The organism is Pseudochelatococcus sp. (assembly GCF_050946405.1).
Lineage (GTDB): Bacteria > Pseudomonadota > Alphaproteobacteria > Rhizobiales > Beijerinckiaceae > Pseudochelatococcus.
Genome location: NZ_JBMNUS010000004.1, coordinates 253230 through 268130 on the forward strand (window position 1 = coordinate 253230; position 14901 = coordinate 268130).

The following is a 14901-nucleotide window of genomic DNA, read 5'->3' on the forward strand; positions in this document are numbered from 1 at the left end:
TTGATCACATCAGGGAAGCGCCCGTCATCCGGCAAAGGTCACTTGACGGAACTTCGGCTTGCCCAACAGATTGGCCTGATGGTCGCGCACGTTCCTGGCCACGGCGTCGACCTCGGAGCGGAACGAGAGCGGAATGGTCATCGCCGCCTCCATCGCCAGCCGCTGCACCGTCGCCAGCGCCTTCGCGCGCTCGGCCTGATCGGAGGAAGAGCGGCTGGCCGCGATCGCCTCGTCAAAGCCCGCCGGCGGAGGAACGCGGCCCGAATTGAAGTAGGAATCCTTCGAATAGAGCAGCGCGTAGGTGAGTGTCGGGTCCGGGCGGCCGGTCCAGGCCGAAAGATGCACGTCGCCGAGTTTCTCCTCGCCGAAGAAGCGGCCCGAGGCTTCGGCGATGGGGGCGTTGGTGAAGCGGCCGCGCACGCCGATCTTGGCGAGCTGGCTGAGCACCACCTCCTGACGCTGGACATGGGCCTGATCCGGGAAACCGCGGAAGTCGAGCTCGATCCCGTTCGCGAAACCGGCTTCCGCCATCAGGGCGCGGGCGCGGTCGGGATCGTGGACGGTGAATTCCTCCGCGTCGGCGGAATAGGCCCAGTGCGACTTGGGCAGGTTCATCCGCGCCACCTCGCCGACGCCCGCCTGGGTGGCGAAGACGTAAGCCTCGCGGTCGACGGCCAGATTCATGGCCTGACGAACCCGCACATCCTTGAGCGGCCCCCGCGAGCAGTTCAGATACAGGAGATAATTGTAGAGCGTCGGGCTGCTTTTCAGAACGAGATTGGGATTGCGCTCGACCATCGGGAGCTGGCGCTCCGATATCTGATAGGCGATGTCCACCTGCCCCGACTGCACGGCGCGCAGGCGCGTCGAAGCCTCGGGGATGATGGTCAGTTCGAGCTGGCGCACGCCGGGAAGATTCTCCTGCCAATAGCCCGCATGGGCCTCGGCCACGATGCGCTCTCCGTCGGTCCAGCTCACGAATTTCCACGGCCCCGCCCCGACCGGCGCCCGATCGACGCGGCCGTCGGCGGCCGCCTTGAGCGCCGTCGGCGACACCATCATTCCGGCGCGGTCCGAGAGGATCAGCGGCAGCGCGGCGTCGGGCTGCTTGAGCCGCAGCGTGACCTGAAGCGGGCCGCTCGCTTCCACGCTCTCGACGCTGGCGAGGTCTCCGCGAATGTTCGACACCTGCGCGGAGCGGTTGCGATCGAGGTTGAACTTGACCGCTTCGGCATCCAGCGGCGTGCCGTCATGGAACGTCACGCCCTCCTGAAGATCCAGAACCAGCGTCGCCGGATCGCTGAACACGAAGCTGCGCGCCAGACCGGGCTTCGCCGAAAGCGTATCCGGGTCCAAGTCCACCAGCGTGTCGTAGAAATTGTAGAGCGATACGTGGTCGGAGCCCGCCCCGCCGGTCGCCGGGTCGAGGCTCGAGGGGTTGGCGAGCGACGCCACCCGAAGGCGGCCGCTCGCCGCCTGCGCATTCCCGCGCGCGGGCAGCCCCGTCACGCCGACCGTCGCGGCGGCGGCTATGCCGATCAGAAACATGCGCCGGCGCATGTCCGGCAGCAGCCTGGCGAGTTCGATCTTGTCATCCCTGGATAAAGTCATTGTTTTTTCCTCCCTTTGATTATTGACGGCGGGCGTTTGCGCTACGCCGGCGCCGTAAACGTCTCCGAGCCGGCGAAATGGCAGGAGACGAAATGTCCCGGACGCATTTCCTGCCACGCGGGGACTTCCCGTTCGCACCGCGCTGCCGCATAAGGGCAACGGGTGCGGAACCGGCAACCGCTCGGCGGCGAAACGGGACTTGGAATCTCGCCTTTCAGCTCGATCCTGCGCGACGTCCGCATATGGCGCGGCAGCGGAACCGGCTCGGCCGAAAGCAGCGCGACCGTATAGGGATGCAGCGGACGGTGAATGACGTCCTCGGTCGGCCCCATCTCCATGAACCGGCCCAGATAGGTCACGGCGACCCGGTCGCTGACGTGGGCCACGACGGAGATGTCATGCGCGATGAACGCATAGGACAGGCCGAATTCCTTCTGCATGCTATTGAAGAGATTGAGAATCTCGCCCCGTATCGAGACGTCCAGCGCAGCCACGACCTCATCGCAGACCACGAGTTTCGGCGCCAGCGGAAGGATGCGCGCGATATTGACCCGCTGCTTCTGCCCGCCCGAAAGCTGATGCGGGTAGCGGGCGGCGAGATCGGCGCGCAGGCCGGCGCGATCGAGCGACTCATGGGCCTTGTGGCGCATCTCCTCCTGCGACAGCCCGCCCTGGATGATCATCGGCTCCAGCAGGCTGTCGAGAATGGTCATGCGCGGATTGAGCGCCGCGTTCGGGTCCTGAAAGATGATCTGATAGCGCTGGCGCCGGTGCCGGTACTGGTTACGCGTGAGCTTGCGGAGGTCGTCGCCCTCATAGAGGATGTCGCCCTCGGTGGCGGGCAGCAGGCCGGCCAGCGCCCGGCCGATAGTGGTCTTGCCCGAGCCGGATTCGCCGATGATGCCGAAGGTTTCGCCGGGCATGATGGTGAAATCGACGCCATCCACGGCCTTGACCGTCTCCGTCCCGCCGAGCGAGGGGAAGCGGATCTTCAGTCCCTTGACCTCGACCACGGGCCGGCCGGCGGGTTGCGCTGCGCTTTCCGTCATCCGACTGCTCCTTCCAGTTCAAGTTCCCGGCTGCGCCAGCAACGCACATGCCGTTCGCCCGCGGCAAAGGACTCCAGCACCTGCGGCGCCTCGCAACCGGAAACATCAAAGCCGCAGCGGGCGCGAAACCGGCATCCTTCGGGCATGTGCGCCGGCGCGGGCACCCGCCCCGGAATGAAGGCCAGTTCGCCCCGCTTCTGGTTCAGCCGCGGCAGGGAGCGCAGCAGGCCCGACGTATAGGGATGCCGCGGCCTGAGCAGCACGTCGTCCACCGGGCCGTCCTCGACGATCTGGCCGGCATACATGGTCAGCATCCGCGTGCAGGTCTCGGCGACGACACCGAGATCATGGGTGATGAACAGCAGGGCGGTGCCCACTTCCTCGCTGAGCCGGCACAGCAGATCCATGATCTGGGCCTGGATCGTCACGTCCAGCGCTGTGGTCGGCTCATCCGCGATCAGCAGTTTCGGACGGCAGATCAGCGCCATGGCGATCATCGCCCGCTGGCGCATGCCGCCCGAAAGCTGATGCGGATATTCGTCATAGCGCCGCTCGGGGGCGGGAATGCCCACGTCGCGCAGCGCCTGAATCACCGCCTCCCTGCACTCGCGACGGGTCATCCTGCGATGCAGGCGAAGCGCCTCGCCGATCTGGTCGCCGATGGTGAATACGGGATCGAGCGCGCTCATCGGCTCCTGAAAGACCATCGCCATCCGGTTGCCGCGCATCTGGCGCAGCCGCGCCGGCGACATCGTCAGGATGTCCTCGCCCTCGAAGATCATCCTGCCGCCCAGCCGCACCCCGTGCGGCAGCAACCGGAGCAGGGAAAGGCCCGTCACCGACTTGCCGCAGCCGCTCTCGCCGACAAGGCCGACACGCTCGCCGCGCGCGATGGAGAACGACACGTCCCGGGTGATCTGCACGTCGCCGAAAGCGATGCTCACCCCCTCGACACGGAGCAAGAGCTCATTGGCGCCGGCCGCCACGGGCGGCGCGACCGGCCTCAAATGAACGTGGTTTGCCATTGCCGCCCCTCCGCAGGATGCGACCGGAGACAAGCCCTGGAAGATCCGCCGGTGCAGGCGCACCCCCCGTTGCAGGCGTTGCTGCCGGTAAGGGCCTGGCGCAGCGGGCACGAAGTCCCGCGCACTGAATATCGCATTGTTTTTCTCCCTCCCCTGCCGCAGCGCCCCCAAAACGCCGCGACATAAAAGAAAGAAATCACCAAGCGTCATTATTGTCAACAGTCATCCGATGAAAAGATATAGACTGTAGACAATCATAGGCAAAATCGGCCTATCGATGGCAAGAACGGAACAAAATGCGTGCAAGCCTTTCAATGACAATCGCCTGCAACCGGACAAGGCGAAGCCATCAGCTCTCAGGCGACGCCGAAGGCTTGCGCGCGCAACACCTCGAGCGCGCGATCGCGGCTGCTTTCGAGCGCAAGACGCAGATTGATTTCGGCTGCATCACCCCTGCGCGCCTCGACATTCCGCGAAACCACCCGGAACTGCCCCGCCCGCTCGCGCCGAACCTCGACGCCGTCATAGTCCAGCGGCTTTTTCCAGATCGTGGTCCAGATGGTTTGCTCGCTCAGCTCCTGCATCATGCGCAGAACGAGACGATTGCCGCTGCCGCGAACAAGCGCATGAACGGCGCGCGACACCCCGAAGGCGAAGGGAACATGGTCGCAGTCGGGATTCTCCGCCATTTCCTCAAGGCGCTGCACCCGGTCCCGCAGATGAAACAGGGTCTGCTCATCCGGCGGATTCTCGCAAACCGTCCGCACGGCGAGACAGGCCAGCGCGATGCGCACGTTGAAGAGATCCCGCACCGAGTCGATCGACACCGGCAGCACATAGGCCCCCTTTCGCGGCGCGATCTCCAGCAGATGCCGCCCCTGCAAGATGCGGAACGCCTCGCGCACCGGACCGCGACTGACACCGAACTGCTCGGCGATCTGCTGCTCCACCATGTGCTGCCCCGGCGCGAAATGACCGTCGATGATCATCATGCCGCAGGCATCGGCGATCTGCTGCGGAATCGTGCGAGGCCCCTGGATCAGAGAACTCTGAATCAGGTTTGGGGCGGCGATAGGGTTGGAGCCGTTCATTCAAATTTCCACAGTTTGAGCACGCGCCCGTCCACGCGATGAAGCGGTCACAACATCGCGTGGATCGACCATTGTGTCAATAGACTACTGTTAACAATTTTCCTGAAACGCTCTCTTCCTTCTTCCCCGCAGGGCTCCCTACGGCTCGCTGCGGCGCGCGTCCGGCCGTGGCCCGGTCAGAACAAGAGCCGGGCTCTCACCGGCATGTCAGGCGGCATAGGTATCCATGACGACTCCGAGGCAATGATCGGTATCCCCCAACTGGTGATCGAGCATGACGAGCCGCTTGGCGTAGTGCGCGGCCGCATATTCCCACGTCATCGCGATACCTCCTTGCAACTGGATCGTCTCCTCGGCCACCAGCCGCGCCGCGCGGCCGATCAGATTCTTGGCCATGGCGACGGTCAGCGCCCCGCGCGGCCCGTCAAGCTCGGCCGCGGCGGCGATGGTGATGGAGCGGGCCTGCTCTATCTCGGTCAACAAATCGACCGTGCGGTGCTGGATGGCCTGAAAGCTGCCGATGGTGGTTCCGAACTGCCTGCGCGTTCCGAGATAGTCCAGCAGCAGATCGTAGGCCGCCCCCATCGCGCCGACGGCCTCGGCGCAGAGCGCCAGTTGCCCTGCCTGCACGGCCCCATCCACCGCCTCACCCGCATCCGCGATCAGCAGGGTCGCGGGGCTCTCGTCGAGCAGGATCTCGGCAGCGCCGCCGCCGTCGATCATGCCGTAGCCGACGACACGCGTCGCGGCGTTCTCCACCCGGAAAAGCGCGGGCTTGCCCTCCAGCAGCGCCGCCACCAGCAGGACATCGGCGTCGTTGGCGCCGTAGGCCGCGCATTTGCGTCCGCTCACGCGATAGCCGTCACCGTCGCGCCAGGCGCCGGCACGCATTCCTTCCAGGCCGTAGGGAGCGTCGATTTCGTCCAGCCCCACGGCGTAGCGGCACGAACCGTCGATCAGCGCCGACTGGTCCTCGCCGGCCGCCGACAGCAGCCGGCTGGCGAGCAGCGCGCCCAGAAACGGTTCCGGGCAGAGATGGCGGCCCAGAACCTCGAACACGACGACGATATCGAAGCCGGCGCCGCCGAGCCCGCCCGCTTCCTCCGGCACCAGTCCGCCCACGATCCCGAGTTCCGCCATCCGCCGCCATCCGGCCGGATCGTGGAAGGGCGCGGCATAGGCGATCTCGTTGCGGGCCTTGATCGCGTAATTGTCCGACAGATATCGGGTGAGCGTATCCGCGAGCATCCGGCGGTCTTCGGTCAGGTCGAAATTCATCGTTCAAAGCCCCAGCATGGTCTTGGTCAGGATATTGCGCTGGATCTCGTTCGATCCGCCGTAGATAGACGCTTTCCGATAGTTGAAATAGGTCGCGGCGTTGTTCCCGGAATCCGCCGGCCCGAACACCAGATTGGTTTCCGTGACCTGCCCCGGAAACGGCGCCGCCAGCGGGCCGAGCGCCCGGCGGGCGAGATCGCGCAGCTCCTGCCCGATCTGGCTGCCCTTGATCTTGAGCAGGGAGGTTTCCGGCCCCGGCTGGCCCTGCTTGCGCGCCTGAAACAGCATCCGCAGGTTGGTGATCTTCAGCGCCTCCAGATCGATCTCGACCCGCGCGATTCGCGCCGCGAACAGCGGATCCTCGATCAGCGGCCTGCCGCGACGCCTGACCCTGCGCGCCAGCGCCTTCAGCTCCTCCAGCGCCTGCATGGAAGCGCCCACGCCCGCGATGCCGGTCCGCTCGTGCGTCAGCAGGAATTTCGCGATGGTCCAGCCGTTGTTTTCCTCGCCGACGAGGTTTTCGACGGGCACGCGCACATTGTCGAAAAAGACCTCGTTGACCTCATGCCCGCCTTCGATAAGGCGGATCGGACGCACCTCCACGCCCGGAGCGGCGATGTCGATGAGCAGGAAGCTGATGCCCTCCTGCGGCTTGCCGCCCTGTCCGGTGCGCACGAGGCAGAAGATCCTGTTGGCGTGCTGGCCGAGCGTGGTCCAGGTTTTCTGACCGTTGACGACGTAATGATCGCCGTCGCGTTCGGCGCGCGTGGTCAGGCTGGCCAGATCCGAGCCGGCCCCCGGCTCGGAATAGCCCTGCGCCCACCAGTCTTCTCCCGAGAGAATGCGGGGCAGGATCTCCGCCTTCTGGCGCTCGGTGCCGAACTTCTGGATGACCGGCCCCAGCATGTTGGGCCCGAAGGGCACGATGCGCGGCGCATGGACGCGGTTGCATTCCACATCGAAGATGTAGCGCTGCACGGGCGTCCAGCCCGGCCCGCCGTATTCCTTCGGCCAGGTGGTGCCGTGCCAGCCCTTGCGGCCGAGGATCTCATGCCATTCCTGATGAATTGCGCGCGGCAGCTCGCCGCCCGCCCGCACGGCGGCGCGGATATGCGCGGGAAGCTGCGTTTCGAGAAAATCCCGAACCTCGCTGCGGAAAGCCAGTTCTTCTTCCGTGAAGGACAGATCCATATCCCGTTTCCCCTCAGGCCCGACAGGCGATCAGAGCACTTCGAAAAGGCCGGCGGCTCCCATGCCGCCGCCCACGCACATCGTGCAGACGACGTATTTCGCTCCCCGCCGCTTGCCCTCGATCAGCGCGTGGCCGACCATCCGCGCACCCGACATGCCGTAGGGATGGCCGATCGAGATCGCCCCGCCGTTCACGTTCAGCAGCTCGTCCGGGATGCCCAGCTTGCGGGCCGAATAGATCACCTGGCACGCGAAGGCCTCGTTCAGCTCCCACAGGCCGATGTCGTCCATGGTCAGCCCGTGCGCCTTCAGCAGGCGCGGCACGGCGAGGACGGGGCCGATGCCCATCTCGTCCGGGTCGAGCCCTGCCGCCATCACGCCCACATAGCGCCCCAGCGGCGCGAGCCCCCGGCGCGCGGCCTCGCCGGCCTCCATGACCACGCAGGCCGAAGCGCCATCGGACAATTGCGAGGCGTTGCCGGCGGTGATGTGCCGCCCTTCGCCGACGCGCAGGCCGTTCCTGAACACCGGCGCCAGCGCGGCCAGATCCTCGCGCGTCGTGCCCGGACGGTTGCCCTCATCCTTCGCCAGCGTGACCTCGCGATACGAAACCGCGCCCGTCTGCTTGTCGACGACCGCCATGGTGCCGGTCAGCGGCACGATCTCGTCGTCGAAGCGCCCGGCCTCCTGCGCGGCGGCGGTGCGCCGCTGCGACCGCAGCGCGTAATCGTCCTGCTCCTCGCGGGAAATGCCGTAGCGGTCGGCGACGACCTCGGCGGTTTCCAGCATGGTCATGTAAAGGTCCGGGCGGTTCTCGACGATCCAGGGATCGGTCCGGCGATCCTGACGCAGGTTCTGGTTCTGCACGAGACTGATGGATTCGACGCCGCCGCCGACGGCGATCCGCATGCCGTCATGCACCACCTGCTTGGCGGCGGTGGCGATGGCCATCATGCCGCTTGCGCACTGGCGATCCATCGACATGCCCGCGACCGAGGTCGGCAACCCGGCCCGGATCACCGCCTGACGGCCGATGTTGCTCCCCGTCGAGCCCTGCTGGATCGCGCAGCCGACGATGCAATCCTCGATCTCGCCGCCTTCGAGCCCGGCGCGCTGAACGGCATGGCGCACGGCATGGCCGATCAGCTCCTGCGCCTGCGTGTTGTTGAACGCGCCGCGAAAGGCCTTGCCGATCGGGGTACGCGCCGTGGAAACGATCAACGCCTCACGCACTGTTTTTTCCTCCCTGATTTTTTCCTGCCGCCGGTCCCGGTCATGCGCCCGCCTGCCGGGGCATGAACCGGCGGTTGAGCTTGCGCATGCCGCCAATCCAGCGATCATAATTTTCCGCCTTGCGGAGCATGTAGCCGGCGACCTCGGCATGGGGCAGCGCGAGGAAGCGCCCCTCACGCACGGCCTGCAAGCCGCTCTCGGCCACATCGTCGGGCTCCATCATGCCGTCGATGCTGGCGACGCCCGGCGTGCGCCCGGCCGTCATGCCGGTGCGCACCGCCTGCGGGCAGAGGATGGTGACGCCGATGCCGTCGTCGCCATAGGTCAGCGCCAGCCACTCCGCGAAACCGACGGCGGCATGCTTCGTCACCGCATAGGAGGCCGCGCCGACCTGGTTCAGCAGCCCGGCTGCCGAAGCCGTGATGAGGAAGTGGCCGCCGCCGCGGCTGCGCATGCGCGGCACCAGATGACGGGCGGCGCGCACATGGGCCATCACGTTGACATCCCACGAAAGTTGCCAGTCCGCATCCGGCACTTCCTCGCCGCCGCGGCGGATGATGCCGGCGTTGCCGCAGAAAAGATCGACGGGGCCGGCCCGGCTTTCCGCCTCGTCGATCAGACGCCGGATATCGTCGTCCCGCGCCATGTCGGCGCCCACGCCGATGCCGCCGATCTCCGCGGCAGTGCGCGCGGCGCCCTCGGCGTCGATGTCGGCGCAGACCACCCGCGCCGCGCCGCTTCGGGCGAGCAGGAGGGTGAGCGAACGGCCGATGCCGCCCGCCGCGCCCGTGACCACCGCTACCCGGCCTGCAAACTCCCAGCCTGCAAACTCCCGATTTGCAAACTCCCGACCCGCAACTTCCATGGCGGTCCTAGCTCCACATGTTGGTTCCGCCGCACAGCGTCAGCGCCTGCCCGGTCATGAAGCTGCTGGCGCTGGAGGCGAGGAACACCGCCACGCCGGCGAAATCCCGCGGCTCTCCGAAGCGGCGCAGGGGCACCTGCGTGCGGGCGCGCTCCTCGCCCTCGGGCGAATCCCACAGCGCGCGGGCGAAATCCGTCTTGACCACGCCCGGACAGATCGCGTTGGCGCGCACGCCCTGTGGCCCGTATTCCAGCGCGAGATTGCGCACGAGCCCGATCAGCGCCAGCTTCGAGATGCCGTAGGCGCCGAGTGTCGGCGAAGGCTTCAGCGCGCCGACGCTGGAGGTGAAGATCATCGAGCCGCAGCCGCGCGCCACCATGTCGGGCACCACGAGGCGGGCAAGCCAGAGATTGGCCTGCACGTTGGTCTGCATGATCTTCTGATAGGCGTCGTCGGGAATTTCCGATATCGGCCCGTAATGAACGTTCACGCCGGCATTGCCGATCAGGATGTCGATCGGCCCCGCCAGGGCGCGGGCGCGCTCGACCAGCAGTTGCAGTTCCTCCGGGCGCCCGGCGTTGGCGGCGACGGCATGGGCGCGCACGGCGCCGCAAGCGTCGTTGATTTCGGCCGCCGCTGCCTCCAGCGGCTCCGGCTTGCGCGCCGAGATCACCACGGTGGCGCCGTGCTTCGCCAGCGCCAGCGCCATTTCCTTGCCCATTCCCCGCGAGGCGCCCGTCAGCAGCGCCGCCTTGCCTTCCAGATTGAACAGATCCGACATGATCACGGCCCCTCGAAGATGCCGGCGCTGCGGCGCGCGGCTGTCGCGTTGCGGCGCTCGTTCGAGCTTTCGAAAGCCTTGCGCTCGGCGCGGGCGACGACGGCGTGGTGAACCTCGTCGGGGCCGTCCGCCAGCCGCAGCGTGCGCTGCTTCATGTACATCTCCGGCAGGTCGGTCCATTGGCTGACGCCGGTCGCGCCATGGATCTGGATCGCCTGATCGATGATCTGGCAACATTTCTCGGGCACCATGGCCTTGATCATCGACACCCAGACCCGCGCTTCCTTGTTGCCCAGCAGGTCCATGGCGCGCGCCGCCTTCAACACCATGAGCCGCATGGCCTCGATCTCGATCCGCGCGCGGCTGATCGTCTCCATGTTCTTGCCCAGATCGATGATCTTCTTGCCGAACGCCTCGCGCGAGAGGCCGCGCGCGATCATCAGATCCAGCGCCTTCTCGGCCGCGCCGATCGAGCGCATGCAATGGTGAATCCGCCCCGGCCCCAGCCGCAACTGGCTGATCTCGAAGCCCCTGCCCTCGCCCAGCAGAATGTTTTCCTCGGGCACGCGCACGTTGGTGAAGCGAAGGTGCATATGGCCATGCGGCGCGTCGTCATGCCCGAATACGCACATCGGCCCCAGGATCTCGACGCCGGGCGTGTCCATCGGCACCAGAATCTGGCTTTGCTGGCGGAACGGCTCGGCGTCGGGCGAGGTCTTGACCATCACGATCATGATCTTGCAACGCGGGTCCCCGGCGCCCGAAATGTAATATTTCTCGCCGTTGATGACCCATTCGCCGTTCTCAAGCACGGCGCTGGCGGAAATGTTGCGCGCGTCGGACGACGCCATGTCCGGCTCGGTCATGGCGAAGGCCGAACGGATCTCGCCGGCGAGCAGCGGCTTGAGCCAGCGTTCCTTCTGCTCCGGCGTGCCGACGCGCTCCAGCACTTCCATGTTGCCCGTGTCGGGCGCGGAGCAGTTCAGCGATTGCGAGGCCAGCGGGTTCTTGCCCAGTTCGAACGCGATATAGGCATAGTCCAGATTGGACAGGCCCTCGCCCGTCTCTGCGTTGGGCAGGAAGAAATTCCACAGTCCCGAAGCCTTTGCCAGGCCCTTCAGCTTGTCGAGCACGTCGAGCTGGCCGGGAGCATAGGAAAACCGCTCTGCGCGCCCGCGGCCCAGACGCTCATATTCCTCGTAAGCGGGATCACAATGGTTGCGGACATGCTCGACCACCCTGTTCAGCAGCGGCCGCGCGCTTTCGGACATCGACAGATTATTCAGCAAATCATTCATATTGGCACTTGTCATTCACGCTTCCTCCCGCACCGATCGTCTATTTTTCATCTGTTCTTCCACTCGGGCTTGCGCTTCTCGACAAAGGCGGAAACGCCCTCGCGGAAATCCTCCGTCTCGCGCAGCTCGGCCATGACCTGGCGGCTGTAGAGGAGGCTCGCGCGCAGATTGTCGAGATCGTCCATCGCCCGCAGCACCCGCAGGGACGCCCGCACCGAGGACGGCGACACGGAAGCGACCTCGCGGGCCACCGCCATGGCGCGATCCATCAGCCGGTCCACCGGCAGCACCTCGTTGACGAATCCCAGACGCGCGCCCTCCTCCGCGCCGACATGGCGCCCGGTCAGGATCATCTCGACCGCCGCCTTGCGGCCGATCTGGCGGCTCAGACGCTGGATTCCGCCCGCGGCGGCGAAAAAGCCCACCTTGACCTCCGGCAGGGCGAAACGCGCGGTTTCGGCGGCCAGCACGATGTCGCAGCACAACGCGGTTTCGAAACCGCCCCCCATGGCGAAACCGTTGACGGCCGCAATGATCGGCTTTTCCAGATCAAGCCGGGTCGACAGGCCCGCAAAGCCGGTCGCGGGGGGCTTCATCGTGCCGCCCTGCGCCGTGTATTTGAGATCGTTGCCGGCCGAAAACGCCTTGTCGCCCGCTCCCGTCAACACCGCCACCCACAGATCCGCGTCGGCGGCGAAGTCGTCCCAGATGCGCGACAACTCATGATGCATGGGCGCATGCATCGCATTGTAAACCTCGGGCCGGTTCATGGTGACGACGAGGACGCGATCTTCCCGGCGGGTGGTGCAAAATTCCAGCGTCATCATGCCGTCTCCCCTTGCCTCTTGCCGCCGGTGCGCAACCCGCCCAGATCGAGATCGAGGAACGAGCCGCCCTCCGTGGCCAGCCGGCGCAAGGTGGCGGCCGGCGCGAAAGCCGGGTCCTCCGCCGCCAGTTCCTCCATGCGGGCGAGAATGCGCGCGGCGCCGAGCTGATCGGCGTAGTACATCGGACCGCCCCGCCCGGGCGGGAAGCCATAGCCGTTCAGCCAGACCACATCGATGTCCGAGGGCCTTTGCGCCTTGTTTTCCTCAAGGATCCTGAACGCCTCGTTGATCATCGGCGCCATCAGCCGCTCGACGATCTCTTCCGCCGGCAGCGACGCGGGTTCGGCTCCCGTCACCTCGCGGATCACCCGCGCGGCCACTTCGGAAGGCAAGCGGTTGCGGCCGGCGTCATAGTCATAATAACCCGCACCGGTTTTCTGGCCGCGCCGGTCCAGCTCGCAAAGCGCGTCGCGGATGGGATTGCCGGTCTTCGCGCCGCTCGACCAGCCGATATCCAGCCCCGCGAGGTCGGACATCTGATAAGGCCCCATCTTGAAACCGAAGCCGACGATCGCCTCGTCGATGTCCCATGGGGCGAGCCCCTTGAACAGGAGCTTGTTGGCCTGCTCGCGGCGGGCGGCGAGCATGCGGTTGCCGACGAAACCGTGGCAGACGCCCACCAGCACGGCGATCTTGCCGATGCGGCGGGCGAGATCCATGCTCGTGGCGACAACATCGTCCTGCGTATGCTCCGCCCGCACGATCTCCAGAAGCTTCATCACGTTCGCGGGCGAGAAGAAATGCAGCCCGATCACGTCTTCGGGCCGGCCCGTCGCGGAAGCGATCGCATCGACATCCAGCGCGGAAGTATTGGTGGCGAGGATCGCGCCCGGCTTCACGATCGCATCGAGACGCGCAAAGATCTGCTTCTTGAGATCGAGGTTTTCATACACCGCCTCGATCACCAGATCGCAGCCGGCCAGCGCCTCGAGTTCCAGCGAGGCGGAAATGCGCGCCATGCGCTTTTCCACCTCCTCCTGCGGGAACCGGCCTTTGTCCGCGCTGTTCCGGTAGTTGCGCCGCACGGTGGCGAGGCCACGCTCCAGCGCCTCCTGCCGCGTCTCCACGATCACGACGGGAATGCCCGCCGTGGCGAAGTTCATGGCGATGCCGCCGCCCATGGTTCCCGCGCCGATGATGCCCACGCTGTCGAGCGGCCGCAGCCTGCCCGCAGGGTCCAGCCCGTCGACCTGACCCGCCCGTCGCGTCGCCTCGGCCACGTAGTCGGCAGGAGCCAGCTTGCTCAAAGAATTATGCATTGTCCTCTTCCCCGTTGGAAAGGATGGGGGGAGCCGGACGCGGGCCGGCCACCGGCCGCGATCGCCATGCGGAAACGATCCCGGACATGCCGGGCACGATGTCGGCCATCTGCTCCTCCCAGTTGGCGATCAGCGGGTTTCAGGCCCCTGGCTGCTGCCTCTCCCGCCCGCATGCGCGCCCCGGTTTTCCGTGTATGCGCGCAAGGGTCGCGGGGCGCCGTGCCCCGGAATTGAGGCCACGATCGCCCCTGACATATGTCAGGATTAGGGCACTCCGGCCTTTCTGACAAGGGGTATTTTCTCCTGGGCCGCTTTTTTGCCTGCGCGCGGGATAGTCGCGCCGGTGCAATTGACGCGCCTGACAGGGCACCCTATAGTCGAAGCCTGACATTTGTCAGTATTTCTGAACCGATGCCGAAAACAAATGGTCCGCGGGTTTTTCACCGCGGCATCCGCGAGCAGGGAGGGCTCTTCGTGGCAGACTTCAATTCCGTGAAATACGATGTCCGGGACGCGATCGCGACCATCACCCTCAACCGGCCCGAGCGCCTGAACGCCTGGACGCCGGAGATGGCGGACGAGGTGCGCCATGCGGTCGGCGGCGCGGGCAACGACCCCGAGGTCCGCGTGATCGTCATCACCGGCGAGGGGCGCGGCTTCTGCGCCGGCGCGGATATGGAGGCGCTGGACAAGACCGCGGATCGTGGCAGGAGCAGCGGCCGCGAGGTGCTCTATCCCGACGACGTCAGCTTCCCGGCCGCCGCCGGCCCCGGTCTCGACGGGCATTATCCCGGACGTTTCGGCTATCTCTACAGCTGCCCCAAGCCGGTCATCGCCGCGATCAACGGCCCCTGCGCCGGCATCGGCCTGATCCTGACGCTGTATTGCGACCTGCGGTTCGCGGCGCTGGAAGCGAAATTCACCACTGCCTTCGCGGCGCGCGGGCTGATCGCGGAACACGGAAGCGCCTGGCTGCTGCCGCGTCTCATCGGCGAGGCGAATGCGCTGGATCTGCTGCTTTCCTCGCGCAAGTTCACGGGCGAGCATGCCGCCGGCATCGGTCTCGTCAATGCGGCGCTGCCCGCTGCCGGGCTGATGGAGCATGTCCGCGCCGTGGCGGGAGAACTGGCGAGCAATGCCTCGCCGCGCGCGATGGCGGTGATCAAGCGTCAGGTCAGACTCGCCTGCCTGCAAAGCTTCTCCGACGCGTTGACGGTCGCGGACAGCGAGATGACGCAGAGTTTCGGCTCCGACGATTTCCGCGAGGGCGTCAAGAGCTTCGTGGAACGGCGGGCGCCGCGCTTCGCCGGCATCTGAAGACATACCGGCTCGA

The 14901-nt window shown here is 66.3% G+C and carries 12 protein-coding genes and 1 pseudogene; 1 reads left to right on the top strand and 12 read right to left on the bottom strand.

Annotated features, from left to right (window positions below; all coding sequences use genetic code 11):
- Positions 1 to 24: 24 nt before the first annotated feature.
- The 12 genes and pseudogenes from ACOYJQ_RS08960 to ACOYJQ_RS09015 form a co-directional block, all read right to left on the bottom strand.
- Positions 25 to 1611 carry an ABC transporter substrate-binding protein gene (locus ACOYJQ_RS08960; protein WP_433457776.1) on the bottom strand — a complete coding sequence of 529 codons (1587 nt, stop codon included), beginning with the start codon at positions 1609 to 1611 and terminating at the stop codon, positions 25 to 27.
- A gap of 41 nt (positions 1612 to 1652) precedes the next feature.
- Positions 1653 to 2660 (bottom strand): ABC transporter ATP-binding protein, encoded by a 1008-nt coding sequence (locus tag ACOYJQ_RS08965; protein ID WP_433457778.1) that lies wholly within the window; start codon positions 2658 to 2660, stop codon positions 1653 to 1655.
- The gene (locus tag ACOYJQ_RS08970) at positions 2657 to 3685 is read right to left on the bottom strand and encodes an ABC transporter ATP-binding protein (protein ID WP_433457780.1); all 1029 of its coding nucleotides are present in this window, start codon (positions 3683 to 3685) and stop codon (positions 2657 to 2659) included. The genes ACOYJQ_RS08965 and ACOYJQ_RS08970 overlap by 4 nt, the downstream gene beginning before the upstream one ends.
- A 356-nt stretch (positions 3686 to 4041) precedes the next feature.
- Positions 4042 to 4776 (bottom strand): GntR family transcriptional regulator, encoded by a 735-nt coding sequence (locus ACOYJQ_RS08975; protein ID WP_433457781.1) that lies wholly within the window; start codon positions 4774 to 4776, stop codon positions 4042 to 4044.
- A 207-nt stretch (positions 4777 to 4983) separates the two neighbouring features.
- Complete coding sequence (locus ACOYJQ_RS08980) at positions 4984 to 6054, bottom strand: acyl-CoA dehydrogenase family protein (protein ID WP_433457782.1); 1071 nt, start codon at positions 6052 to 6054, stop codon at positions 4984 to 4986.
- Positions 6055 to 6057: 3 nt separating this feature from the next.
- Positions 6058 to 7245: an acyl-CoA dehydrogenase family protein gene (locus ACOYJQ_RS08985; protein WP_433457784.1), complete on the bottom strand. Its 1188-nt coding sequence runs from the start codon at positions 7243 to 7245 to the stop codon at positions 6058 to 6060.
- Positions 7246 to 7275: 30 nt separating this feature from the next.
- Entirely contained in the window at positions 7276 to 8478 is a 1203-nt protein-coding gene (locus ACOYJQ_RS08990; protein WP_433457786.1) for an acetyl-CoA C-acyltransferase, read from the bottom strand.
- A 40-nt stretch (positions 8479 to 8518) separates the two neighbouring features.
- The gene (locus ACOYJQ_RS08995) at positions 8519 to 9343 is read right to left on the bottom strand and encodes an SDR family oxidoreductase (protein ID WP_433457787.1); all 825 of its coding nucleotides are present in this window, start codon (positions 9341 to 9343) and stop codon (positions 8519 to 8521) included.
- 7 nt (positions 9344 to 9350) lie between these two features.
- Positions 9351 to 10124 (bottom strand): SDR family NAD(P)-dependent oxidoreductase, encoded by a 774-nt coding sequence (locus tag ACOYJQ_RS09000; RefSeq protein ID WP_433457789.1) that lies wholly within the window; start codon positions 10122 to 10124, stop codon positions 9351 to 9353.
- An 83-nt stretch (positions 10125 to 10207) separates the two neighbouring features.
- Positions 10208 to 11437 (bottom strand): annotated as a pseudogene (locus tag ACOYJQ_RS09005) (acyl-CoA dehydrogenase family protein); the annotation flags it as partial.
- A gap of 32 nt (positions 11438 to 11469) precedes the next feature.
- Positions 11470 to 12246, bottom strand: coding sequence for an enoyl-CoA hydratase-related protein (locus ACOYJQ_RS09010; RefSeq protein ID WP_433457860.1), 777 nt, complete (start codon positions 12244 to 12246; stop codon positions 11470 to 11472).
- Positions 12246 to 13568 carry a 3-hydroxyacyl-CoA dehydrogenase NAD-binding domain-containing protein gene (locus ACOYJQ_RS09015; RefSeq protein WP_433457790.1) on the bottom strand — a complete coding sequence of 441 codons (1323 nt, stop codon included), beginning with the start codon at positions 13566 to 13568 and terminating at the stop codon, positions 12246 to 12248. Before ACOYJQ_RS09015 ends, ACOYJQ_RS09010 begins: the two co-directional genes overlap by 1 nt.
- A 474-nt stretch (positions 13569 to 14042) precedes the next feature.
- Between ACOYJQ_RS09015 and ACOYJQ_RS09020 the strand changes: the two genes are divergently transcribed.
- Positions 14043 to 14885 carry an enoyl-CoA hydratase gene (locus tag ACOYJQ_RS09020; RefSeq protein WP_433457792.1) on the top strand — a complete coding sequence of 281 codons (843 nt, stop codon included), beginning with the start codon at positions 14043 to 14045 and terminating at the stop codon, positions 14883 to 14885.
- Positions 14886 to 14901 lie beyond the last annotated feature (16 nt).